We start from the raw sequence: 22,496 nt of genomic DNA on the forward strand, positions 1-22,496 counted from the left end.
CCGCGTTCCGCCAGAATGGACGCATGTCTATGTCTGCGCCGTCCGTCCTTGTTTTCGCGACCGGCGGCACGATCGGGATGCGCGCGACCGAGCAGGGTCTCGCCCCGGATCCCGACTTCCCCGAGATCCTTGAGCAGCTCGTCGGCGTAATCTGTGCACCGCTGGGCATCGCACCGCGCATCAACCACCTGCTGCCACCGATCGACAGCGCAAACGCCGACAGCGACACGGCGCCGAAGATCGCCCGCGCGATCCGCGCCCGCGTGCGCACCCACCGCCCCCGCGGCGTCGTGATCCTCCACGGCACCGACACGCTCGCGTACACCGCGGCGCGGCTCGCGTTCGAGCTCGGCGATCTCGGGGTCCCCGTGGTAGTCACCGGCAGCCAGCTCGCCCACGGCGCGGCCGGCACTGACGCACGAGACAACCTCACGCTCGCGATCCGCGCCGCGGTCAAGGCGGCCCCGGGCTCACCGGTCGCGATCGCGTTCGGTGGCGCGCTCCTCCCGGCCGTGCGCGCAACGAAGCACGACAGCCGCGCGCTCACCGCGTTCCGGGCGGAAGCGCCCCTCGGGGCGGACCCGGCCGGTCTCCCGGCACCGCCGGCAGACGCGATCGTCTCCGGACCGGCGCGGATCCTCACGTTCAGATTCGTGCCGGGCGTGACGGTGGACGCCGTGCGAGCGGCAGTGGGCGGCCGCCCGGACGGCCTGGTGCTCGAGTGCTACGGGAGCGGCAACGCGCCCATGGCCCGGCTCGGGATGCCGGCCGCCCTGCGTGAAATCTGCGCGGCGCTCCCCGTGATCGCGATCACGCAGTGCGCCACTGGCGGCGTCGATCTGGCGCGCTACGCCGTGGGGCAGGAACTCGCCGGCGCCGGCGTCATCGACGGCTCGGACCTCACGGTCGAGGCAGCGATCGCGAAGCTCGGGTACCTCCTCGACCGGGGCTTCCGCGGGGCCGAGCTGCGCCAGCTCGTTGAGCGCAACCTCGTCGGGGAGTGCGCTGGGGCCGCGCGCCCGTAGCCGGGGGCCATTGGGTTCTGCGTACCAGGGGGCATGCCGGGCTCTGGTGTGTTCCGATCCCGGGTGCGCGCCGAGCCCGGACCCCTACGCGCCCGCGTCGCGGATCGCCACGCCCAGGTCCGGGTGATCGACAAAGATCCCGTCTACCCCGGAATCCACAACCAGCCCGAACTCGCTCTGCCAGTCACCCCACTCAGCGCCGCGGAGCGACGACTGAAACCTCACGTTGAGGTAGCGGTTCTCGGGACGCAGCGTCCAGGTGAACACCAGCAGCCCGCGCGCGTGCGCCCGCGCCACGAGGTCGGTCGGCCCCGTCGCGCGGCCCAGCGCGTTGACGCGGATCAGGTTTCCCTTTGCAACGCTGATGCCGTCGACCCGCTGCGCGAGGAACGCAAGTCCGTCGTCGCTGCGATACCAGCCGTAGCTGCGGGTGGGGCGACCGGGGCGCGGCTCGTCCGGCGGGGTGCCGAACCGCTCCGTGAGGAACACGAGGGTCGCGCGCACGCGGGCGCGGCTGAGGCTCTCAAGCACGCCGAGCTCAAACGATTCGATGATGAGCTGGTCGGGACGCTCGTTCCACCCGGTGGCGGCGAGCTCAGCGATGAGCAGCGCGCCGATATCGTGCCCCTGCTGCAGCAGAAAGTGGGCGTGCTTGATTTCGATGACGACCCGCGGCGTTTGCGTCCCCGCCTCACCGGCCTCCTCGACGATGCGCAGCACGTCGCGGAGGCGCAAGATCGGTTCGGTGTCGTTGAACTCGCGGTTGTCTGGCCGCACGCGCGCGAGACGCTCGCGACAGCGCAGCGTCGACAGCTCAGCCCAGGTGAAATCCTCGGTGAACCACCCGGTGTGCTTTTTCCCGTCGACCGTCTTCGTGGTGCGGCGCGAGCGAAACTCGGGGTGATCCGCAACGTTGGTGGTGCCGGAGATCTCGTTCTCGTGGCGCACCACGAGCACGCCGTCCCGCGTCACCACGATGTCCGGCTCAACCGCGTCGGCGCCCAGTTCGAAGGCGAGGCGGTACGCCGCGGCGCTGTGCTCCGGCCGATAGCCGGGGGCCCCGCGGTGGCCGATGATGAGCGGACCCCCGGCCGCGCGCTGTGACATGACTCAAGCGTAGAGCACGGCCGGCAGCGAACCGGTCGGCCCGGTCGGTCCCGGCGCTGAGCCCGCCCCGCGCTACGCCGTGCACGAACACGAGCCAAAGTCCCAGCTACTCAGACACCCGCGCTCGATAGGCTTGTCATATCTTCAGTCGCCAGGAAAGGATCCCGACGCATGAGCAACCCAGCTCTCAGCAAGAACCCAGCACTCAACGGCAAGACCCTCAGCGCTGACGAGCTGCGCCGCATCTACGATCAGCCCGCTGCGCAGACGCAGCGCCCGGGCGTCGATGAGCCTGCCGCTGACGCTGGCCTCGGTGGCGCGCAGCCGCCCGTCATCGCGCCGTCCGACAAGCCGATGACCTACGAGAACACCATCTCGAAGACTGTCCTCCTCTTCGTGATCGTGCTCGCGACCGCGGCGGTCGGCTGGATGATGCCGGCGCTCGCGCTCCCCGCGGCGATCGTGGGCCTCGTGCTCGGCCTCGTCAACTCGTTCAAGAAGGAGCCGAGCGTTCCGCTCATCGTGCTCTACGCGGTGTTCCAGGGCGTGTTCCTCGGCGGCATCTCCGGTGTGTTCGAGGGCCAGTGGCCCGGCATCGTGTCGCAGGCCGTGATCGGCACGCTCTCGGTGTTCGGCGTCACGCTGCTGCTGTTCCGCAGCGGCAAGGTGCGCACCAGCCCGAAGATGACCAAGATCGTGCTCATCGCCATGGTCGGGTACATGGTCTTCTCGCTCATCAACCTCATCATGATGTGGACCGGCGCATCGACCGACCCGTGGGGCATGCGCGGCGTCCAGGTGTTCGGCATCCCGCTGGGCCTCGGCATCGGCCTGCTCGCGGTGTTCCTCGCCGCGTACTCGCTCGTCATGGACTTCGAGCTGATCCAGAACGGCGTGCGCAATCGCGTTCCCGAGAAGTGGGCCTGGTCGGCGGCGTTCGGCCTCATGGTCACGCTGATCTGGCTCTACGTGGAGATCCTGCGCATCCTCGCGATTCTGCGCGGCAGCGACTAACCTCCGGTTCCGCGAACCGACACCGCACCGCGGGAGCCTGGCACATGCCGGGCCCCCGCGGTGTTGTCGTCTGCGGGGAGTGATTCGGCAGCGGGACCGGGCACGGAGGGCCGGCTTCGGGCGGCTCGACCGGAGCGAGTCAGCCGCCGAGGTCCGCGCTGACGGCTGCGAACCCGTCAAGGAAACGCTCGGTGTCCGCGTCGTCAAACACGAGCGGGGGTCGGATCTTCAGAACGTTTTCGAACGTGCCGGATGCGCTCACCAGGATCCGCCGCTCGCGCAGGCCGGTGACGACCGCGAGCGCCGCGGCCGGATCCGGCGCCCCCGCCGCGTCGACGTACTCGACACCGAGGAACAGCCCGGCACCGCGCACCTCGGCCACCCGGCCGTCACCCGCGGAGGATGCAATCTCGCGGAGCCCGGAGGCGAGCCGCTCCCCCGCGCGCTCGGCGTGGGCGAGGAGGCCGCGCTCCTCGATCTCGTCGAGCACCGCGTTGGCCGCGGCGACGCTCACCGGATTTCCGCCGAAGGTGTTGAAGTAGCGCACCTCGGCGCCGAAGCGGTCGAAGAGCTCCGGCGATCCGATCACGGCGGAGATGGGGATCCCGTTGCCCATCGGTTTGCCGAGCACCGCCAGATCCGGCAGGAGGCCGTGCCGTTCGAACCCCCACCACGATCCGGTGCGCCCAAACCCGGGCTGCACCTCATCGGCGATGTAGAGCCCGCCGGCGGCGCGAACCACCTCTGCGGCGCGGGCGAGAAACCCGAGCGGCGCGAGCCGCAGGCCGTCGCTCGAGAGCACCGAATCGACGATCATTCCAGCGAACGGGATCCCGCGCGCCGCAAAATCGGCGATCGCCGCCTCGACCTGCTGCGCAAACGCTGCTCCGGCCGCGTCGCCGCCGGGCCCGCGCACGGAGTCGGGGGCGTCGACGAGCGCCACGGTCTCGGGGATCTCGTTGCCCGGGCCGAGGCTCGGGGAGATCGCCGCCGCCGCACTCGTGGTGCCGTGGTAGGCGTTGCGGGTGATGATGATGCCCTCGCCGCCCGTCACCCGGCGCGCGATGCGGAGCGCCAGGTCGACGGCTTCGCTGCCCGTGCAGGCGAAGACCGCCTGCGAGAGCGGGGCCGGAAACAGCGCGGTGAGCCGCTCCGCGTAGTCGATCACCCCGTCGGTGAGGTAGCGCGTGTGCGTGTTCAGCGTGCCCAGCTGCGCGGCCACGGCGGCCTGCACCCGCGGATTGCTGTGGCCCACCGCGGGCACGTTGTTGTAGGCGTCGAGGAAGTCGGCGCCGCTCGCGTCGAACAGGTGCGCGCCGGCCGCGCGGACCGCGTGCACCGGCTCACGGTAGAACAGGCGGTAGGGCCGCCCGAGCACGCGCTCCCGGCGGGCGATGAGCTCGCGGTCGGCCGCGCCGAGCCCGGTCGCGGCCGCGCCGTCGTAGGCGTTGACCATGATCGAACGGCGCTTCTCAGCCGATCCTGCGTCCTGCGTCATCGACGATCTCCCTCGAACCGATCACCCTTGGCAAACTTTGATCACCAATATAGGATAGTTTTACGGAAAAGTCCCGTGATTGGTCACCAATGTTGGCGCCCGGCGCCCCACCCCGTCGGAGGCGACATGCACACGCTCACCCTTGATCCACGCGAGGCCGGGCGGATCCTCGCCGACACCCACGGCCTCAAGGCCACCGCACCGCTCGTGCCGCTCGGAAGCGAGCTCGCGAGCACGTTCCGGGCCACCGTCGGCGCGCGCGAGGTCGCGGTAAAGATGCAGGCGTCCTCCCCCAAGGAGCTCGCGGTGCAGCGCTGGCGCGCGGCGGTCGCCTCGCGCCTCAGCGCGCAGGGCCATCCGGTACCGTCGACCCTCCCGGCACGCGACGGCACGATCGTCGCCACCGCGACCCACCAGGGCCGCGACGTCGCCGTCACGGTAACCGAGTGGATCCCGGCGGCCCCCTACGGCGAGCTCGGCGACGCGCTCGACGCGGTCGCGTTCGGGCGCACCCTCGGGGCCACGGCAGCCAAGCTCCAGGCCACGCTCGTCGGCGCCCCGCGCCCACCCAAGCCGATCCAGCACACCTGGGCGGCGCACACCATGGCCGAGACCATCGCCGAGCACCTCCCCCGCGTCACCGATCCGGAGGTGCGCGACATCGCTGAGCGGGCCCGCAGCATCATCGCGGAGACGGTTGCCCCCGTCGCCGCCGAACTCCCCCGGGTGCTCGTGCACCAGGATCTCCACGACTCGAACGTGCTCGCGACCCCGGCCGGCGAGATCGCTGCAATCATCGACTTCGACGACATGCTCGTCGGCTGGCGCGTCGCCGAGCCCGCCATCGCCGCCGCGTACCTCGCGCGGCACAGCACCGACCCCGCGGCGGCCGTCGCCGCCGTCGCCGCCGGGTGGGAGTCCGTCCTGCCGTTCACCGAGGCGGAGCGCGCGGCGTACCCCGCGCTGGTCGTCGGGCGGCTAGCGCTCAACGCCACGGTCTGGCACGTGCGCGCGACCGGCGATCGCGCGGACTACGCGCGGCTTCGCGGGACGGGGACCCTGGCGACGTGCGCCGCGCTGCTCGCTGGCGCCTCCTCCGGAACGCTCGCGACAGACGGGCAGGCCGAGGCGGCGGGGGCGTGAGCTCACCCGAGGCGGTCGCCGCCGCGCTCCGGGAGCGGATCCTCGCGCTCACGCTCGCGGCCGGCGCCCCGCTGCGCGAGGTTGCCGTTGCCGCGGAGTTCACGTGCTCGCGCCGCACCGCGCGCGAGGGGCTGCAGCTCCTCGCGCGCGAGGGCCTCGTGACCCACGCCCGCAACCGCGGCGCCGCCGTGCGCCGCTTCACCCAGCAGGACATCCGCGATCTGTACCGCGTGCGCCGCACGCTCGAGGGGCAGGGCGCCGCGGCGTGCGTCGCGGCCTCGCCGGAGCAGCTGCGCGAAGTCGGCCGGGCGTACGATCGCCTCGCGGACTCCGCGCGGGCGGGCCAGGACAGCGTGGAGCACGCGCTCGCGGACCTCCGCTTCCACGCGGCCGTGATCGCCCTCATCGGGAGCGAGCGGCTGGACAGCTTCTTCGAGCAGATCGCCGTCGAAATGACCTACGCGATCCGCCTCATCCAGCACGACGAGGTGGCCGCGCGCGTCTCGGATGAGGAAGTGCTCCTCGACCACGCGCGGATCCGGGACGCCGTGCTCGCGCGCGATCCGCTCGCGGCGCAGCGCGCGGTGCTCGAGCACATCGAGGAGAACGAGCCGCGCCTACTGGCCCTGGTCGGGGCGGAGTAAGCGCGCCGGTGGGCCGCCCAGAGACGCCGGGGCCAGTGTGCCAGAATAGCGACGTGCTAGGCGAACGAATCCGCAACCGACGGCAGGAGCTCGGTCTGACCGCGCAGCAACTGGCGAAGGCCGCGGAGTTGTCGCCGGCGCAGGTGAGCCAGATCGAACGGGGCAACAGCGATCCGAGCCTGGAGGCGCTGCGCCGCATCGCCCGCGCGCTCGCTACGCCGCTCTTTGACCTCTTCTCCGAGCGCTCCGAGCAGCCAGTGCGCGTGATCCGCGAGGCAGATCGAATGATCATCAGGTCACCGCACGGCGGGCTCTCGTACTCGCGGGTCTCTCCCGGCAGCGGTCAGCTCGAGGTGCTCGCCGGGGAGCTCGAACCCGGCGCGGCGTCGAGCGACGCACTGTGGTCGCACCCGCCAAGCGAGGAGTGCGTACTCGTGTCGGTGGGCACACTCACCCTCGAGGTCGACGGGGACGCGATCGAGCTGCGAGCGGGAGACAGCGCATACTTTGAGTCAGCACACCCGCACCGCTTCGTGAATCACACCGACGCCACCGTCTCGTTCACCATTTCGGTCACACCGCCCAGCTACTGACCCGCAGCTGCCGGCACGGCGCCGATAGCGAGTTCGCCGAGGGGCACAACACCCACTTTATTTATTTCTATTGAAGTTTGCTTTTATCTGAGTAAACTCGGACTCGCGCCCGCTGGTGGGCGCACCCGCCGCATCCGCCGGCGTCCGCCGCACTCAGATCAAAGGTGACCTATGAGCCAGGACCGGGCACACTCGCCCCTCACGTTTCGGATAGGCCTGATCGGCGCGTTTATCGCCCCGATCATCTTCGTGGTATCCACCATTCTTTTCTTCGTGGTCTTCCGGGCCTTCGACATGAACGCGCTCACCACCGCCGCCCTCGTCGGCCTGTTCGTCGCCGCACCGTTCGCGCGCGGCTACGACTCGTTCTGGGCAGCCGCGGTGCGGGGCGTGTCATCTCCGACGTCGATCACACTGATCCTGCTCCTGTTCTCGATCGGACTCACGTCGTCGCTCATCAAGTCGACCGGCATTTCGGAGGGGTTCATCTGGCTGTCGCTCTCCCTCGGCGTGCACGGCGGCCTCTTCATCGCGATTACCTTCGCCGCGGTGTGCGCGATCGCGATGGCGACCGCCTCCTCGCTCGGCACAATGTTCACCGCGTTCCCGATCTTCTACCCGGCAGGCTTCGTGCTCGGCGCGGATCCGGTGCTCCTCGCGGGAGCGATCCTCTCGGGCGCGCTCTTCGGTGACAACCTCGCACCGATCTCGGATTCGACGGTCATCTCCTCCACCACGCAGCGCTACCGCACCCGCGCCGGCACCGCCGAGGTGCCCGGCGTCGTGGGCAGCCGGCTGCGCTACTCACTCACCGCCGCCGCGATCGCGTTCTGCCTGTTCCTCGGCGTCGGCACGATGGTGTCTCCCGGCAGCAGCGCCGTCGCAGCGGTCTCGCCGGAGCAGTTCTCGGCGCAGGGCCTCTGGATGCTCGTGGCGGTCGTGATCCTGCTCGCCACCGCGATCGTGACCCGCAATATCTTCAAGGCCGTCACCGCGGGACTGATCTCCGGCATCGTCGTCGGTCTGCTCAGCGGCGTGCTCACCCCGGCCGGCATCATTGGCGTTGAGGACGATGCGATCACGGGCTTCCTCGTCGGCGGGGTCACCAACATCCTGCCGATCATCGGGCTGAACGTCGGGATCTTCGCAATGCTCGGTGTGCTCGAGAGCGCTGGCGTGCTCGACCGCCTGGTGACCCGCGTCGTGTCGAGCGGCTGGGTCACCACGCCCCGGCGTGCGGAAGTCGCGATTGGCGCCGGTATCCTCGCCACCACCACCCTCTTCGCCGGCGTCAACGGGCCGTCGATGCTCGTCTTCGGACCGATCGCCGATCGCATTGGCGCGCAGGTCGGCCTCCACCCATATCGCCGCGCGAACGTCATGGACTGCTTCGCCCTCGGGCTCGGTAGCGTCGTCCCCGTCGTGAGCTCGTTCCTGTTTATCGCGAGCCTCCTCACCGCCGACCAGGGACCGGCCCCGGCGCTCGACCCGATGTCGATATTCACTGGCGCGTTCTACCCGCTCGTACTCACCTGCGTCATCGCCGTCGCGGTGATCACCGGATGGGGCCGGCGCTACGAGGGCGTCGGCGGGGCACTCGAAAAGGATCAGTCCCGCGCGGTCATTGTTGCCGAGGACGCATCCGGAGCTGATCCCGACGAGGTGGCCCCGGAGGGCGCCCACCCGAGTCAAGCGCCGAGCGCCGCACACACCCCCGAAGCTCCCGCCCCCACCTCCGCACACACCCACTAGGACATCACCATGCACACCACCGCAGCACCGCTTTCCCCGGCCCAGTTCCGTGGCCTGTTCCCCGCCCTCGACAGCGCTCCCCACTTCGCGAGCTGCAGCCAGGGCGCGCTCTCCGACCACCTCGCGCACACCATGCAGCGCATGACCGCAAGCCTCATCGACGCGCAGGCCCCCTGGGGCGAATGGGTGGGCAAGGTTGAGGAGTACCGCACACTCTCGGGGCGCATGCTCGATGTCGATAGTGAAAACGTCGCCGTGCTCTCCTGCGCCTCCGAGGCAGCGTTCCAGGTCGTGTCCTCGCTCGACTGGAGCGGCGCGCGCCGCCGCCTCGTCACGTCCGACCTCGAGTTCCCGTCGGTCGGCAACGTGTGGCGGGCGCAGCACGACACGATCGAGGTCGTGAACGTGCCCGGCATCGAGGCCGCCCTGCACGCCGACAGCTGGATCAAACTCATTGACGAGCGCACCAAGCTCGTCTCGATCCCGCTCGTGAGCTACATCAACGGCACACGGCCAGAGATCGAGCGCGTGATCGCACACGCGCACTCGGTGGGGGCGCTCGTGTTCGTCGACGCCTACCAGGGCGCTGGCGTGGTGCCGTTCTCGGCGACGGAGCTCGGCTGCGACTTCCTCGTCACCGGCAACCTCAAGTACCTCCTCGGCCTGCCCGGTATCGCGATGCTCTACGTGCGCGACTGCGTGAACGTAGAACGCGCGGCGGCGCTCACCGGCTGGTTCGGGCGGGTCAATCCGTTCGCATTCGATGCCGCGGGCGTTGACTACCCCGAGAATGCGCGCCGCTTCGAAATGGGCACCCACCCGATTCCGTCCGCGTACGCCGGGGTCGCCGGGCTTGAGACCGTCGCGAAGATCGATCTGACGCAGGCCTGGGGCCACATCGAGGCCCTGCGCGATCGGCTCGCAGCCGAGCTCACCGCGCAGGGGCACGTGCTCGATTTCCCGGCCGACGCCGCGCACCGCGGGCCGGAGGTCGCCATCGTTGCCGCGGATCCCGACGCGCTCGCCGTGCGGCTTGCCGAGCACCGAATCGGTACGTCCCCGCGCGGCGAACGCCTCCGGCTCTCGTTCCACGCGTACTCAAACGACCGGGACGTCGATGCGCTAGTGCGCGCGCTCGCGGAGTTGGGCGGCGGCGCGGCCTAGGCCGGGCCGCCCGCACGGCGCCGGCCGCCCGGTCCCCCTGCGCCCGCGGGCCCGGCCGGCGCGCCCGCCCGGCGCGCCCGCCCGACGCCAGCCACCCTGTCCCCGGGCTCGCGCCCGCCCAGGCCGCCCACCCGGCGCCCGCCCGCAGATCCGACCCGAAACCCCACATCCGACCCGCTCCGCCGCCCCAAACCCGGCGAGTTACGGGTCGGATCTGGGCGTAAGGGTCGGATCTGCGGAGGCCGGCGTGGGCGGGCGGAGGCGGGGGGCGGGGGCGGGCGGGCGGGAGCGGCGAAGCCGGAAACAGAAAACGGGCCGGCGCACGCGCCGACCCGTTTCCTATTCGCCTACTCCCACTCGATGGTCCCCGGCGGCTTCGACGTGACGTCGAGTACCACGCGGTTGACCTCGGGCACCTGGTTGGTGATCTTGTTGGAGATGCGGGCGAGCACGTCGTACGGCACGCGCGTCCAGTCGGCCGTCATCGCGTCCTCGGACGAGACGGGGCGCAGCACAATCGGGTGGCCGTAGGTGCGGCCGTCGCCCTGCACGCCCACGGAGCGCACGTCAGCGAGGAGCACCACGGGGCACTGCCAGATCTCCTGGTCGAGCCCGGCGGCGGTAAGCTCGGCGCGGGCGATCGCGTCGGCCTCGCGCAGAATGTCGAGGCGCTCACGGGTGACCTCACCCACGATGCGGATCCCGAGGCCGGGACCGGGGAACGGCTGGCGCCCGACGATCTCCTCGGGGATCCCCAGCTCGCGGCCGATCGCGCGCACCTCGTCCTTGAACAGGGCGCGGAGCGGCTCGATCAGCTCGAAGTCGAGATCGTCGGGGAGTCCGCCCACGTTGTGGTGCGACTTGATGTTCGCGGTGCCGGCGCCCCCGCCGGACTCGACGACGTCGGGGTACAGGGTGCCCTGCACCAGGAACTTCACCGACTCGCCCTCGGCCTTTGCCTCGGCGACGAGCTCCCGCTGCACGCGCTCGAACGAGCGGATGAACTCGCGCCCGATGATCTTGCGCTTCTCCTCAGGGTCGGAGACCCCGGCGAGGTGCCCGATGAAGATGTCGGCGGCGTCGACCGTGATGAGGCGCACGCCGGTGGAGGCGACGTAGTCGCGCTCGACCTGCTCGCGCTCCCCCTTGCGGAGCAGCCCGTGGTCAACGAACACGGCGGTGAGCTGGTCGCCGATCGCCTTGTGCACGAGCGCCGTGGACACGGCCGAGTCGACACCGCCAGACAGCGCGGAGATGACACGGGCGTTGCCCACCTGGGCGCGGATGCGCTCGACCTGCTCAGCGATCACGTTGCCGGCGTTCCAGTCGGACGGGATTCCGGCGACGTGGTGCAGGAAGTTCTCGAGGATCTGCTGCCCGTGGTCCGAGTGCTTCACCTCGGGGTGCCACTGCACCCCGTAGAGCTTGCGGGCGGGCGAGCCGAAGGCCGCGACCGGCGTCACGGAGGTGTGCGCGAGCACATCGAATCCGGGTGGGGCGCTCTGCACGGCGTCGCCGTGGCTCATCCACACGTTCTGCGTGCCGGGCTGGCCACCGAGGATCGCACCGCCGTCGCCGACAACGGTCGCCTCGGTGGCGCCGTACTCGCGGTCGCCGGTGTTGCCGACGGTGCCGCCGAGGGCGCGGGCCATCACCTGGAAGCCGTAGCAAATGCCGAGCACGGGGATCCCGAGCTCGAAGATTGCGTCGTCAAACTGTGGGGCGCCGTCCTCGTACACCGAGGAGGGCCCGCCGGAGAGGACGATGCCGAGGGGGTTGCGTGCCGTGATCTCGGCTGCCGTCACGGTGTGTGGGACGAGCTCGGAGTACACCCCGGCCTCGCGCACTCGCCGGGCGATCAGCTGCGCGTACTGCGCACCGAAATCCACCACGAGGACGGGACGATGCCCGGTGTCCGTCTGTTCTGCCTGTGTCGCCATGTTCGAGTGGTGTGGCCTTTCGGAGTTTGAAGGGAGATGCTGACGATTCTACTCCGGAGAATCGAGTTGGAGCGCCGGGGCTGCGCGGCGCTAGGCCGGCGCGTGCTCCGCGGCCGCGCGCTCGTCGAGGAAGCTGCTCACCTGGCGCACGATCCTGGCCTCCAGGAAGAACGACATGAAGGGGATGACACCGCCGAGGGCGATGAGCAGGAAGCGGCCGAAGCCCCACCGCATCGGGCTCCAGAGCATGAAGTCCGAAACCAGGTAGATCACGTAGAACCAGCCGTGCGCGATGAGGATCGCCTTGAAGAGATCGAAGCCCTGCGGCACGAAGTCGCTGTCGACGCCCTCGGGCGCGAGCGGCACGAACTCGGCCATCGCGTTGGGCGTAAACAGGAAGAGCTGCACATTGAAGGCGTACTTCATCACCATCACGGCGACGAGCAGGAGGAGCATGACGCCCGTGATGACCGAGGTCACCTTGTAGAAGCTCAGCGCCTTGCGGATGCGCGGATAATCTGCTGGCTTGGGCTGGAGTTGCATGGTTTCCATTTCTATTCGGGGCTGTGGTGCGTGGCCGCCTCGGCCTGGAGCTCCATGAGCTCGTGTTCTTTCTCCCACGCGTCCCGGGTGAGCCGGAACCAGAAGAACACGGCGAAGCCCGCGAATACGACCCACTCGATCGCGTAGAACACGTTGAGCCAGTTGACCTTCTCGGGCGGCAGCGGGGCGACCGAATCGATCGGGTCGAGCTCGCCGGCGGGGAGCAGTGCGGCGGCGCTCCCCTGGTCGTGGAGCACGAGGTATCCAGAGTAGACCGGCGCGTCCACGTCGCTCCACACGTTCGCGAAGTGCGCGGGGATCATCGTGGTCATCGCCTGCGGGTCGTCTTTGGGCCCGGGAACCTGCGGCCCCTCGGGCGGCATGTAACGCCCCTCGAGTCGGTGCGCGGCCGAGATTGCGGCGTCGGCGTCGAGGGCCTCGATCGCGCGCTCGGCGGTCGCGGTGTCCGGCGCCCAGCCGATCGCGACCGCGAGGTGCGCGCGCTCCGGCGGATCGGTGATGAAGTGGCCCACCACCCAGACCCCGATCTCGTCGCCGTTCTGGCGCGGCGAGACGATCCGCGAGTCTCCGGGAACGAAGCGCCCCGAGACGTCAACCACCACGCCCGCGGCCTCCTCGGTCACGCCCTTTGCGAGGTCGCTCACCTCGGCGAGCGCGCGCGGCGTCTCGGTGTCGACGACCTCCTGCGCGCCGGCGCGGACCGCGATGCCCATCTGCCACTGGCCGAGCCAGGCGAAGGTTCCTGCTACGGCGAGGGCGAGCAGCAGCGCCAGGATCCACAGCGGACGGCGCATCACCTGGCCAAGGGTGGGTTCCCCGAGGTACTCAGGCTTCGGCGATGTCGACAACTGCTGGGTGCTCGTTTCTCGGATCGGGGTGGCGCGGCTTACGGCCGCGGGGTGGCGGCGGGTTTAGCGCTCGGCGTAGACGAGCCCCACCCGCTGGAATTCCTTCAGCTCGGAGTAGCCGGTCGTGGCCATCGCGCGGCGCAGCGCGCCCACGAGGTTGGCGCTGCCGTCCGCGACATTCGCGGGTCCGTTGAGGATCTCCGTGAGCGGCGCGACCTGGTCGACCGGCACCCGCCGGCCACGAGGCAACTCCTCGTGGTGCGCTTCCTGTCCCCAGTGCCAGCCGCGCCCGGGGGCGTCAGACGCCTTCGCGAGGGCGCCGCCGAGCATCACCGCGTCGGCGCCGCAGGCGACCGCCTTAATCATGTCGCCCGAGGTGCCGAGCCCGCCGTCGGCGATCACGTGCACGTAGCGGCCCCCCGACTCGTCGAGGTAGTCGGAGCGCGCGCCGGCAACGTCGGCGATCGCCGAGGCCATTGGTGCGCGGATCCCGAGCGTCGCGCGGGTGGTCGAGGACGCGCCGCCGCCGAAGCCAACGAGCACGCCGGCCGCGCCGGTGCGCATCAGGTGCAGCGCCGACTGGTAGGTGGCGGCACCGCCGACGATCACGGGGACGTCGAGCTCATAGATGAACTGCTTGAGGTTGAGCGGCTCACGGCCCTCCCGCGACACGTGCTCGGCCGACACGGTGTTGCCGCGGATCACGAACATGTCGACGCCGGCCTTCACCACGGTCTCGGTGAACTCAGCGGTGCGGTGCGGTGAGAGCGCGCCCGCAACAGTGACACCGGAATCGCGAATCTGGCCCACGCGGTCGCGGATCAGTTCGGGCTTGATCGGCGCGGAATAGAGCTCGCGCATGCGCTGCAGGGCGGCGGCCTCGTCCGTGATCTTCGCGAGATCGGCGAGCAGGGTTTCCGGGTCGTCGTGGCGGGTCCACAGGCCCTCAAGGTTGAGGACGCCGAGCCCGCCGAGCTTGCCGAGGGCGATGGCCGACTCCGGCGACATCACCGAGTCCATCGGGGCGCCCAGCACCGGAATGTCGAAGTGGAATGCGTCAATCGACCACGCGGTGGAGACCAACTCCGGATCGCGAGTGCGTCGGGTGGGGACGACTCCGATCTCGTCGAAGGTGTACACGCGACGTGCGCGCTTGCCGCGGCCGATCTCGATCTCGTTGCTCACCCGACCAGTCTACCCGGGACTCAGCTGGACGGTTCCCGAAGCGCGGCGAGAACGCACCCTCCCCCGCGGGACGCGTCGCGCCCAGGCCCGGGTCGCCCGCGACATCTCACCCCGGAGGGACAGCGGCCCCAACCCCGGAGAACCCGCGACATCCCGCCCCGGACACACCGCAGCGCCCCACCCCGAACGCGGTTCGGGGTGGGGCGCTGCGTGGCGTGCGGTGTTTCGTTAGCGCTTGTAGTTGGGCGCCTCGACGACCATCTGCACGTCGTGCGGGTGGGACTCCTTGAGTCCGGCCGCGGTGATGCGCACGAAGTTGCCGCGCTCCTTGAGCTCAGCGATCGTGCGCGCGCCGACGTAGAACATCGACTGACGCAGGCCACCGATCATCTGGTGCGCCACGGAGCCCACGGGGCCGCGGTAGGGCACCTGGCCCTCGATGCCCTCGGGGATCAGCTTCTCGTCGCTCGGCACGTCCGCCTGGAAGTAGCGGTCCTTCGAGTACGAGGTGCGCTCGCCACGGGTCTGGAGCGCGCCGAGCGAGCCCATGCCGCGGTAGTTCTTGTACTGCTTGCCGCCGACGAACACGAGGTCGCCGGGGCTCTCATCGGTACCGGCGAGCAGGGAGCCCATCATCACTGACGACGCGCCGGCGACGAGCGCCTTCGCGATGTCGCCCGAGTACTGCAGCCCACCGTCGGCGATCACGGGGATCCCGGCCGGAGTGGCGGCCTTGGCGGCCTCGTACACGGCGGTGACCTGCGGCACACCCACGCCCGCGATCACGCGCGTGGTGCAGATCGACCCGGGACCAACGCCCACCTTGATCGCGTCGGCGCCCGCGTCGACGAGCGCCTTCGCGCCGGCGTACGTCGCGATGTTGCCGCCGATCACGTCGACGCCGGCGAACGCCGGGTCGGCCTTGATCTTGGCGATGATGTCGAGCACGCCGCGGCTGTCGCCGTTTGCGGTGTCGACCACGAGCACGTCAACGCCCGCGTCAACCAGCTGGCCAGCGCGCTTCCACGCGTCGCCGAAGAAGCCGACGGCCGCGCCGACGCGGAGGCGCCCGGACTCGTCCTTCGTGGAGAGCGGGTACTGCTCTTCCTTGTCGAAGTCCTTGACCGTGATGAGCCCGGTGAGCCGGCCCTCGCCGTCGACGAGGGGCAACTTCTCGATCTTGTGCTTGCGGAAGATCGCGGCGGCGTCCTCGCGGGCGATGCCCACGGGGCCGGTGATGAGCGGCATCCTCGTCATGGCGTCGGCGACGCGCACGCTGGCGCGGTCCTTCACGTCGATGAACCGCATGTCGCGGTTGGTGATGATGCCGAGCAGCACGCCGGCGGAGTCTACAACCGGCAGGCCCGACACGCGGTACTCGCCGCACAGCGCGTCGACCTCGGCCACAGTGGCGTCAAGGGTGGTGGTCACCGGGTTGGTGATCATGCCGGCTTCGCTGCGCTTCACCCGGTCGACCATTTCGGCCTGATCCTGGATCGACAGGTTGCGGTGAAGAATACCGAGGCCGCCGTTGCGTGCCATCGCGACCGCCATGCGCGTCTCGGTAACCGTGTCCATCGCTGCGGAGACCAGGGGGATCTGCAATGAGATCCGCCGAGTCAGCTGAGTCGAGGTCTCTGCCTCGCTCGGAATGACGTCAGTGTGTGCGGGCAGCAGCAACACATCGTCGTAGGTCAAACCCGTGAATGCGAACGGATCACGCTGTTCCATGAAACCTCATCTGTGTTGTGGTTGGAGACTGGTGGGTACTCGACTTGGCCCGGGATGAGGCCGCCGTACCTTGCGACTAGTCTAACGGGATAGGGCCGGTAGCGAGCTGCGCTCCGGGCGAACGCCGCAGCTGGATCACCATGTCGATAATCAAGATCACGAGCGCAATCCAGACGGCGACAAATCCGACCCAGCGCCCCGGCGACACGTCCTCGTGCATCACGAAGAAGCCGTACAGGAACCCGAGGATCGGGGTGAGGAACTGCAGGAAGCCGAGGTACGACAGCGGCAGCCGCCGCGCCGATTCCCCGAACAGGATGAGCGGGATCGCGGTCATCACGCCGCTCAGGAGAACGAGCAGCAGGATCCCGGTGCCGTGCGTGTAGGCGGCGAGGCCGGTCACGCTCGCCACGACCGCCATTTGCACCGCCGCGATCGGCGCCGTGGTCAGTGTCTCGATCGTCAGCCCGGTGATGCCGTCCACCGACTCGCCCGCGTGCTTGTGCACCGCGCCGTAGAGCCCGAAGGAGACGGCGAGGCCGAGGGCGATCCAGGGGAACGAGCCGTAGGCGACCGCCGCGATCACGACGCCGACCGCGGCAATGCCCACCGCGATCCACTGGAGCCGTGTGAGGCGTTCCCCGCGCACGACGACGCCGATGAGGATCGTGAAAAGCGGGTTGATGAAGTATCCGAGCGAGGTCTCGATCACGTGCCCGCTCATGACGCCGATGACGAAGATCTGCCAGTTGGCGTACAGCAGCAGGGCGGAGAGCGCGAACCAGCCGAGCAGTCTGGGGTTGCGCAGGATCAGCGCCACCTGCCGCCACCGCCGCGTGAGCGTGGCGAGAATTGCGCAGAACACGAGGGTTGCACCCACGCGCCAGGGCACCACCTCGAGGGGGTTCACCATGGCAATGAGGCCGAAATAGAACGGGAAGGTGCCCCAGAGCAGGTATGCGCCGAGCCCGTATCCAAGTCCTGCCCGAGTCTGCTTCACCGATTCAGTCTACTCCCGGCTTGGCGCCCGGTGCGCCACCTCCGACCCTCTGCCACGGCTCAGCTCGACCGCGCCCCGGGATCGACTGCGGAGCGGCCCACACACGAGAGCGGGCTCCCCAGTCCGAAGACCGGGGAGCCCGCTGTATCCGCGCGAGGTTAGCGCGTCACGACCGCGAGGATGTCGCGGGCCGAGAGCACGAGGTAGTCGTCTCCGCCGACCTTGACCTCGGTGCCGCCGAACTTCGAGTAGATGACGATGTCGCCGACGCTCACGTCGAGGGGAATGCGGGTGCCGCTGTCTGACACGCGGCCGGGGCCGACTGCAACAACTTCACCCTCCTGGGGCTTCTCCTTGGCGCTATCGGGAATCACGAGCCCGGACGCAGTGGTCTGCTCGGCCTCGACCTGCTTGATAACGATGCGATCCTCGAGCGGCTTGATGGCAACCGACACAGTTGACCTCTTTCCAGTGTGCGAACGTTCTCGCGCTCGCCCAATGCGAACGCGTCTACCTCAGAGTCTAGGACTCCCATTGGCACTCGTGCAAGGGGAGTGCCAATCGTTGGGATCGCTCCAAGCGAACGCTAAGAATCCGCGCCGCCCGAGGGCCCCGCAAGATTCACGGGCCAAGCCCATGTCGCGCCCGGGAACGCCGGATACACTGGGGAGCACACACGGAGATGGGACCGCAGGGGCGGATTCCCATGTCCTGAAGCGGCCCCAAGGAGATCCACATGTCGACGCCACAGCACCCCGAGTCCGGTACCCCCGGACAGCAGCCCCCCGCTTACGCTCCCGCCGGTACCCCGGCTCCGGGCTCCGCTCAGCCGACGGTGCAGCTTCCGCCCATGCCGCAGGCACCCCAGCAGCCAGCTCCCGCATACCAGACGCCCGCGCAGGGCGCTCCCGCCTACGCCCAGCAGCAGCCGTACCGCGGTGCCCAGTCACCGGCCCCGGCCCCGGTTGGCACCACCCTGGACAAGACCAACACCTTCGCGTTCCTCTCGATCATCCTGGCCTTCATTGCGCCGATCGCGGGCATCGTGTTTGGCCACATGGGGCTGAGCCAGATCAAGCGCACGGGTGACTCGGGCCGCGGCATCGCGCTCACCGGCCTCATCATCAGCTACGCGTGGTTCGCATTCCTCGCGGTGTTCATCGTGCTCTACGTCGGGTTCATCCTGATGATCGTCGGCTTCGCCGCGGACTCCGCGTCGAGCTACATGTACTAGAACCGGAGCACGCGTGAGCCAGGACCAGCCGCACGGCGACGCCGACCAGCAGCCGCCGCAGTACGCGCCGCCGCTGGGTGGCACGCCACCGCAGGGTGCCCCACAGTATGCGGCACCGAGCTACGACGCCCCGCAGCCGGGCGCGTGGCCCGCCAGCGCACCCCCGGTGGTCTCGCAGACCTACTACGTGCCCTACCCGGTGCCGGCGCAGGCGCCCGCTACGAACACGCTGTCGATCCTGGCGCTCATTGCCGCGTTCCTCGCCCCGTTCGTGGTGCCCGTCGTGCTCGGGCACATCAGCCTGAACCAGATCCGCCGCACCGGTGAGGGCGGTCGGGGGCTCGCGATCGCAGCACTCGTGCTCGGCTACATTCAGGTGGCGCTGTGGGGGCTGCTCATCTGTTTCATTGTCTGGGTCGGCGTCGTCGCCGCGGCAAGTTCCTGAGCACGTAGCCGGTGAACGCTCGAGAGCAAGGCGCGCGATCCGCCGCGCCCGGGAGTCGGCCGGCCCCGCCGGGCTGGGAGTTCCTGTTTGAGACGCCCGGCCTGGACGCGCTCAGCCGCACCGCGGGCGAGCTCGCGGGCGGCGCCGACGCTGCACGGCTCAACACCGAGCTTCGACGTGGCGGGCTGACAGCGGAACAGACAGCGGCGGTCCTCACGCAGGCGACGCTTCGGATCAAGGCGCGAGCAAAGTTTGGCGACCTCGCAATGTCGCTGCTGTTCACCCCCGCCGGGCTTGAACAGGCGACGCGCGCCGGGGTCGCCGCGCGGCACGCCGAGCGCTTCCGCGCGGCAGGGTGCACCACGGTCGCCGATCTCGGCTGCGGAATCGGCGCTGAGTCGATCGCGCTCATCGGCGCGGGCATCTCCCCGCGGGCGGTGGAGCTGGACCCGTTCACGGCCCGCGTTGCGGAGCACAACCTCGGGGTCACCGCCGCGCACCACCGCCGCCCGCTGCCCACCGTCAGGATCGGCGACGCGGAGCGGATCGGACCCGGCGACGCGGACGGCGTGTTCCTTGACCCCGCGCGGCGCACGGCCGGCCACACGGACACCCGACGAGTGGCCTCCCCCGACGATTATTCGCCATCGCTCACGTTCGCGTTCGGGCTCGCGGAGACGGTCCCAACGGGGATCAAGCTCGGCCCCGGGCTCGACCGCGACCTCATCCCGGACGATGCCGAGGCGCAGTGGGTGTCCGTTGACGGGCAGGTAGTGGAGACCGGGCTCTGGTTCGGTGCGCTCGCGCGCCCGGGCGTGAAGCGCGCGGCGCTCGTGCTGCGCGGCGGCGATGCGGCGGAGCTCAGCGCGGATCGCGACGCCGACGACGCGGCGCAGCGCCCGCTGGGCGAGTACCTCTACGAACCGGACGGCGCGGTGATCCGGGCCAGGCTCATCGGCAAGCTCGCCGGCCAGCTCGGTGCCGGGATGATGAGCGACGGAATCGCCTACCTCACGGCGGACCGGCGCGTCCCCACCCCGTTCGCGCAGGCGTTCAGGATCGTCGCTGAGCTGCCCGTCAAGGAGAAGGAGCTGCGGCGCGCGCTCGCCGAGCGCGAGATCGGCACGCTCGAGATCAAGAAGCGGGGCGCCGACGTGGACCCCGCGGCGCTGCGGACGCGGCTGAAGCTCCGGGGCCGGGGTCGCGCCACCCTCGTGCTCACTCGGGTGGCCGGGGCCCACGTCGCGCTGCTCGCCGAGCGCTGCTGAGCCGAGCCGGGCTCCGCTGAGCCGAGCCGGGCTCCGACCCCGGCAGAGCGTCCCCGCGAGAACCGCCGAAGGGGCGGGGCGAGGGTGTCCCCCGCCCCGCCCCTTCGGCGCTGCAACTGGCGAACTAGTTCGTCGACTGCTCGTCGATCTGCTGCTCAAGCTGTTCGAGCTGCTGCTGGAAGTCTGGGTCGTTCGCGAGCTGACCTGCTGCCACGATGATGCCGATCCAGACGATGATGCCGACGATGATCGCGAGCGCACCGGTGATGATGCCGGTGAGCGCGAGGCCCTTCGACTGCTTCTTCACGAGCGCGATAATGCTGAGCACGAGACCGACCACGCCGAGCAGCGGGCCGAAGCCGGGCAGGAAGAACAGCACCACGGAGAAGAGCAGACCCACGATGCCGAGGATCATTCCCGAGAGCGCGAGGCCCTTGGGCTGTGAGGCGACCGGGGCGTAGCCCTGCGGCGCCTGGCCGTACCCGGCGGCGGGCGCCTGCGGCTGGACGGGCGGCGCGGCTGGGGCCGCGGGAGCAGCGGGCTGCGCCTGCGGCGACACGGGCGGCGCCACCGGCGGGGTGGGCTCGACCGGGGGCACCGGGTTCGGTGTGGGTTCGTTGCCGGGCAGATTCTCGGACATGACGCTCCTTCGTTTCACTGCAGCGGCTCAGAGAATGCCGCAGATCTACTCTCAGCCTACGGTCAGCTTCGTATGAAGTGCGAACAAATTGCGCAGTTTCTGCATTTTCCCCCGCGTATCCCGCGCGGCGCCCGCCTAGCTGACCTGGATTTGCTGCACCGGGAGCGTTGAGTCTGCACCAAAGTCGAGGCCCGACGGCGCGTGCCCGGCCGCCACGAGCTGCGCACCGAGCGAGGCGATCATCGCGCCGTTATCGGTGCAGAGTGAGAGCGGGGGGACGCGCAGCTCGACCCCGGCGGCAGCTGCGCGCGCGACGGCGAGCTCGCGGATCCGCGCGTTCGCCACGACCCCGCCGCCCAGCAGCAGCCGCGGCACCCCGAGGTCCCGGCACGCCGCGAGCGCTTTGGTGAGCAGCACGTCGGCCACCGCCTCCCGGAAGCTCGCCGCGACATCTGCGACCGGAACCGGCTCGCCCGTGGCCGCGTGCTTCTCGACCCAGCGGGCGACCGAGGTCTTGAGCCCGGAGAAGGAGAAGTCGTAGCGGTGCCGTTCCATGTCCTTCGGCAGCGAGAGCCCGCGCGGGAAGCGGATCGCGTTCGGATCGCCATCCGCGGCGACTCGGTCGATGTGCGGCCCGCCGGGATACGGGAGGCCCAGCAGCCGCGCCACCTTGTCGAAGGCCTCGCCCGCCGCATCGTCGATCGTCTCACCGAGCAGCTCCACGTCGCCCACCAGGTCGCGCACGAGCAGCAGCGAGGTGTGCCCGCCGGAGACGAGCAGCGCGATCGTGGGGAGCTCGAACTCGCCGACCTCGCCGACGGCCGGACGCAGGGTGTCCCCCTGCAGCAGGTCGGCCCCGACGTGACCCACCAGGTGATTCACCGCGTAGAGTGGCGTGCCGAGCGACACGGCGAGTGCCTTTGCCGCGGCGACCCCGACCATGAGCGCGCCGGCCAGCCCGGGACCGCTCGTCACGGCGATCGCGTCAAGGTCTTCGAGGCGCACGCCGGCGTCGGCGAGCGCGCGCTCGATCGTGGGGGTCATCGCTTCGAGGTGGGCACGGGCCGCGACCTCGGGGACCACTCCCCCAAACCGCGCGTGCTCGTCCATGGAGGAGGCGATCGCGTTGGCGAGCAGGGTGCGCCCGCGCACGATCCCGACCCCCGTCTCGTCGCAGCTCGTCTCGATGCCGAGCACGAGCGGCTCCGCGGGCTGGGTCAGCGCGGGCGTGCGGTCGGGGTCGGGGGCACTCATCTCTGGTCCTTCAGGTCGAGCCGCATGACGATCGCATCGACGCCATCCGGCTGGTAGTAGCGGGGGCGGATCCCGATCTCAGCGAATCCGAGTGAGGCGTACAGCGCCTGCGGCACCGGGTGGTCGGCGCGCACCTCGAGGAACACCTCGCGCGCACCGGCGGCGACCGCCGCGTCGAGCAGCGCGCGCATGAGGCGTCTCCCCTGCCCAGCGCCGCGGGCCTCGGGGGCGACCGCGATCGTCTGGATATCGGCCTCCTCCCCCACGAGCAGCACGCCGGCGTAGCCGACGATTGCACCGGAAGCGGCCTCGAGCACGAGGTAGCTGCGATGGTCCGCCACGAGCTCCTCGCGAAGCAGCTCACGGCTCCACGCATCAGACGCGAACACCGCGGACTCAATCGCCCAGATCGCGTCGAGGTCTTCGGCCCGCGCGGGGCGCATCGAG

General features: G+C 70.0%; 22 protein-coding genes. 10 read left to right on the forward strand and 12 right to left on the reverse strand.

Features of this window, described 5'->3' with window-relative positions; translation table 11 throughout:
* Positions 1-23: 23 nt before the first annotated feature.
* On the forward strand, positions 24-1,025 hold the full coding sequence (locus EV139_RS07105; RefSeq protein ID WP_237464452.1) for an asparaginase domain-containing protein: 1,002 nt from the start codon (positions 24-26) through the stop codon (positions 1,023-1,025).
* An 84-nt stretch (positions 1,026-1,109) separates the two neighbouring features.
* Here EV139_RS07105 and EV139_RS07110 read toward each other — a convergent pair whose 3' ends face one another.
* Entirely contained in the window at positions 1,110-2,132 is a 1,023-nt protein-coding gene (locus tag EV139_RS07110) for a glycerophosphodiester phosphodiesterase family protein (RefSeq protein ID WP_130453651.1), read from the reverse strand.
* Positions 2,133-2,303: 171 nt separating this feature from the next.
* Between EV139_RS07110 and EV139_RS07115 the strand changes: the two genes are divergently transcribed.
* On the forward strand, positions 2,304-3,146 hold the full coding sequence (locus EV139_RS07115) for a Bax inhibitor-1/YccA family protein (RefSeq protein ID WP_130453652.1): 843 nt from the start codon (positions 2,304-2,306) through the stop codon (positions 3,144-3,146).
* A gap of 139 nt (positions 3,147-3,285) precedes the next feature.
* Here the strand turns inward: EV139_RS07115 and EV139_RS07120 are convergent, their stop codons facing one another.
* Positions 3,286-4,644, reverse strand: coding sequence for an aspartate aminotransferase family protein (locus tag EV139_RS07120; RefSeq protein WP_237464453.1), 1,359 nt, complete (start codon positions 4,642-4,644; stop codon positions 3,286-3,288).
* Between the two features lie 126 nt (positions 4,645-4,770).
* On the opposite strand from EV139_RS07120, the gene EV139_RS07125 reads away from it, so the two are divergent.
* The 5 genes from EV139_RS07125 to EV139_RS07145 all read left to right on the forward strand — a co-directional run bounded on the left by EV139_RS07125 (position 4,771) and on the right by EV139_RS07145 (position 9,940).
* Positions 4,771-5,787, forward strand: coding sequence for a phosphotransferase enzyme family protein (locus tag EV139_RS07125; RefSeq protein ID WP_130453653.1), 1,017 nt, complete (start codon positions 4,771-4,773; stop codon positions 5,785-5,787).
* Positions 5,784-6,431: a GntR family transcriptional regulator gene (locus EV139_RS07130; RefSeq protein WP_130453654.1), complete on the forward strand. Its 648-nt coding sequence runs from the start codon at positions 5,784-5,786 to the stop codon at positions 6,429-6,431. Before EV139_RS07125 ends, EV139_RS07130 begins: the two co-directional genes overlap by 4 nt.
* A gap of 53 nt (positions 6,432-6,484) precedes the next feature.
* Positions 6,485-7,024, forward strand: coding sequence for a helix-turn-helix domain-containing protein (locus tag EV139_RS07135; RefSeq protein ID WP_130453655.1), 540 nt, complete (start codon positions 6,485-6,487; stop codon positions 7,022-7,024).
* Between the two features lie 171 nt (positions 7,025-7,195).
* Positions 7,196-8,776 (forward strand): Na+/H+ antiporter NhaC family protein, encoded by a 1,581-nt coding sequence (locus EV139_RS07140; protein ID WP_130453656.1) that lies wholly within the window; start codon positions 7,196-7,198, stop codon positions 8,774-8,776.
* A 9-nt stretch (positions 8,777-8,785) separates the two neighbouring features.
* A complete protein-coding gene (locus tag EV139_RS07145) occupies positions 8,786-9,940 on the forward strand; it encodes an aminotransferase class V-fold PLP-dependent enzyme (protein WP_130453657.1) in 1,155 nt (384 codons plus the stop codon).
* Between the two features lie 347 nt (positions 9,941-10,287).
* On the opposite strand, the gene guaA is transcribed toward EV139_RS07145, so the two are convergent.
* The 7 genes from guaA to groES form a co-directional block, all read right to left on the reverse strand.
* Complete coding sequence (guaA, locus tag EV139_RS07150) at positions 10,288-11,880, reverse strand: glutamine-hydrolyzing GMP synthase (RefSeq protein ID WP_130453658.1); 1,593 nt, start codon at positions 11,878-11,880, stop codon at positions 10,288-10,290.
* A 90-nt stretch (positions 11,881-11,970) separates the two neighbouring features.
* Positions 11,971-12,423, reverse strand: coding sequence for a DUF3817 domain-containing protein (locus EV139_RS07155; protein WP_130453659.1), 453 nt, complete (start codon positions 12,421-12,423; stop codon positions 11,971-11,973).
* Between the two features lie 11 nt (positions 12,424-12,434).
* Complete coding sequence (locus tag EV139_RS07160; protein WP_237464456.1) at positions 12,435-13,292, reverse strand: SURF1 family cytochrome oxidase biogenesis protein; 858 nt, start codon at positions 13,290-13,292, stop codon at positions 12,435-12,437.
* Between the two features lie 63 nt (positions 13,293-13,355).
* Positions 13,356-14,477 carry a GuaB3 family IMP dehydrogenase-related protein gene (locus EV139_RS07165; protein WP_130453660.1) on the reverse strand — a complete coding sequence of 374 codons (1,122 nt, stop codon included), beginning with the start codon at positions 14,475-14,477 and terminating at the stop codon, positions 13,356-13,358.
* 228 nt (positions 14,478-14,705) lie between these two features.
* Positions 14,706-16,208 carry an IMP dehydrogenase gene (gene guaB / locus EV139_RS07170; protein ID WP_130453661.1) on the reverse strand — a complete coding sequence of 501 codons (1,503 nt, stop codon included), beginning with the start codon at positions 16,206-16,208 and terminating at the stop codon, positions 14,706-14,708.
* Between the two features lie 76 nt (positions 16,209-16,284).
* The gene (gene rarD / locus EV139_RS07175) at positions 16,285-17,208 is read right to left on the reverse strand and encodes an EamA family transporter RarD (RefSeq protein ID WP_130453662.1); all 924 of its coding nucleotides are present in this window, start codon (positions 17,206-17,208) and stop codon (positions 16,285-16,287) included.
* 158 nt (positions 17,209-17,366) lie between these two features.
* Entirely contained in the window at positions 17,367-17,663 is a 297-nt protein-coding gene (gene groES, locus EV139_RS07180; RefSeq protein WP_130453663.1) for a co-chaperone GroES, read from the reverse strand.
* Positions 17,664-17,944: 281 nt separating this feature from the next.
* On the opposite strand from groES, the gene EV139_RS07185 reads away from it, so the two are divergent.
* Genes EV139_RS07185 through EV139_RS07195 form a run of 3 tightly spaced genes read left to right on the forward strand, consistent with a single transcriptional unit; the run spans position 17,945 to position 20,155 of the window.
* Positions 17,945-18,442, forward strand: a complete 498-nt coding sequence (locus EV139_RS07185; protein WP_237464458.1) for a DUF4190 domain-containing protein — start codon at positions 17,945-17,947, stop codon at positions 18,440-18,442.
* Positions 18,443-18,455: 13 nt separating this feature from the next.
* Entirely contained in the window at positions 18,456-18,887 is a 432-nt protein-coding gene (locus EV139_RS16135) for a DUF4190 domain-containing protein (protein WP_241988984.1), read from the forward strand.
* Between the two features lie 11 nt (positions 18,888-18,898).
* The gene (locus EV139_RS07195) at positions 18,899-20,155 is read left to right on the forward strand and encodes a THUMP-like domain-containing protein (protein WP_241988985.1); all 1,257 of its coding nucleotides are present in this window, start codon (positions 18,899-18,901) and stop codon (positions 20,153-20,155) included.
* 124 nt (positions 20,156-20,279) lie between these two features.
* On the opposite strand, the gene EV139_RS15850 is transcribed toward EV139_RS07195, so the two are convergent.
* From EV139_RS15850 to rimI, 3 genes are all read right to left on the reverse strand, one after another.
* Positions 20,280-20,795, reverse strand: a complete 516-nt coding sequence (locus tag EV139_RS15850) for a hypothetical protein (protein ID WP_157993010.1) — start codon at positions 20,793-20,795, stop codon at positions 20,280-20,282.
* 135 nt (positions 20,796-20,930) lie between these two features.
* The gene (gene tsaD, locus EV139_RS07205) at positions 20,931-22,049 is read right to left on the reverse strand and encodes a tRNA (adenosine(37)-N6)-threonylcarbamoyltransferase complex transferase subunit TsaD (RefSeq protein ID WP_130453664.1); all 1,119 of its coding nucleotides are present in this window, start codon (positions 22,047-22,049) and stop codon (positions 20,931-20,933) included.
* Positions 22,046-22,492 (reverse strand): ribosomal protein S18-alanine N-acetyltransferase, encoded by a 447-nt coding sequence (rimI, locus tag EV139_RS07210; RefSeq protein ID WP_130454007.1) that lies wholly within the window; start codon positions 22,490-22,492, stop codon positions 22,046-22,048. The genes tsaD and rimI overlap by 4 nt, the downstream gene beginning before the upstream one ends.
* Positions 22,493-22,496 lie beyond the last annotated feature (4 nt).

It is taken from the genome of Leucobacter luti, from assembly GCF_004217175.1.
Classification (GTDB): Bacteria; Actinomycetota; Actinomycetes; order Actinomycetales; family Microbacteriaceae; genus Leucobacter; species Leucobacter luti.

Excerpts from the sequence above, each read along its gene's own strand:
- EV139_RS07105 (WP_237464452.1), top strand. The coding sequence starts at position 24 with ATGTCTATGTCTGCGCCGTCCGTCCTTGTTTTCGCGACCGGCGGCACG.
- EV139_RS07110 (WP_130453651.1), bottom strand. The coding sequence starts at position 2,132 with ATGTCACAGCGCGCGGCCGGGGGTCCGCTCATCATCGGCCACCGCGGG.
- EV139_RS07115 (WP_130453652.1), top strand. The coding sequence starts at position 2,304 with ATGAGCAACCCAGCTCTCAGCAAGAACCCAGCACTCAACGGCAAGACC.
- EV139_RS07120 (WP_237464453.1), bottom strand. The coding sequence starts at position 4,644 with ATGACGCAGGACGCAGGATCGGCTGAGAAGCGCCGTTCGATCATGGTC.
- EV139_RS07125 (WP_130453653.1), top strand. The coding sequence starts at position 4,771 with ATGCACACGCTCACCCTTGATCCACGCGAGGCCGGGCGGATCCTCGCC.
- EV139_RS07140 (WP_130453656.1), top strand. The coding sequence starts at position 7,196 with ATGAGCCAGGACCGGGCACACTCGCCCCTCACGTTTCGGATAGGCCTG.
- EV139_RS07145 (WP_130453657.1), top strand. The coding sequence starts at position 8,786 with ATGCACACCACCGCAGCACCGCTTTCCCCGGCCCAGTTCCGTGGCCTG.
- guaA (WP_130453658.1), bottom strand. The coding sequence starts at position 11,880 with ATGGCGACACAGGCAGAACAGACGGACACCGGGCATCGTCCCGTCCTC.
- EV139_RS07155 (WP_130453659.1), bottom strand. The coding sequence starts at position 12,423 with ATGCAACTCCAGCCCAAGCCAGCAGATTATCCGCGCATCCGCAAGGCG.
- guaB (WP_130453661.1), bottom strand. The coding sequence starts at position 16,208 with ATGGAACAGCGTGATCCGTTCGCATTCACGGGTTTGACCTACGACGAT.
- EV139_RS07185 (WP_237464458.1), top strand. The coding sequence starts at position 17,945 with ATGTCGACGCCACAGCACCCCGAGTCCGGTACCCCCGGACAGCAGCCC.
- EV139_RS15850 (WP_157993010.1), bottom strand. The coding sequence starts at position 20,795 with ATGTCCGAGAATCTGCCCGGCAACGAACCCACACCGAACCCGGTGCCC.
- tsaD (WP_130453664.1), bottom strand. The coding sequence starts at position 22,049 with ATGAGTGCCCCCGACCCCGACCGCACGCCCGCGCTGACCCAGCCCGCG.
- rimI (WP_130454007.1), bottom strand. The coding sequence starts at position 22,492 with ATGCGCCCCGCGCGGGCCGAAGACCTCGACGCGATCTGGGCGATTGAG.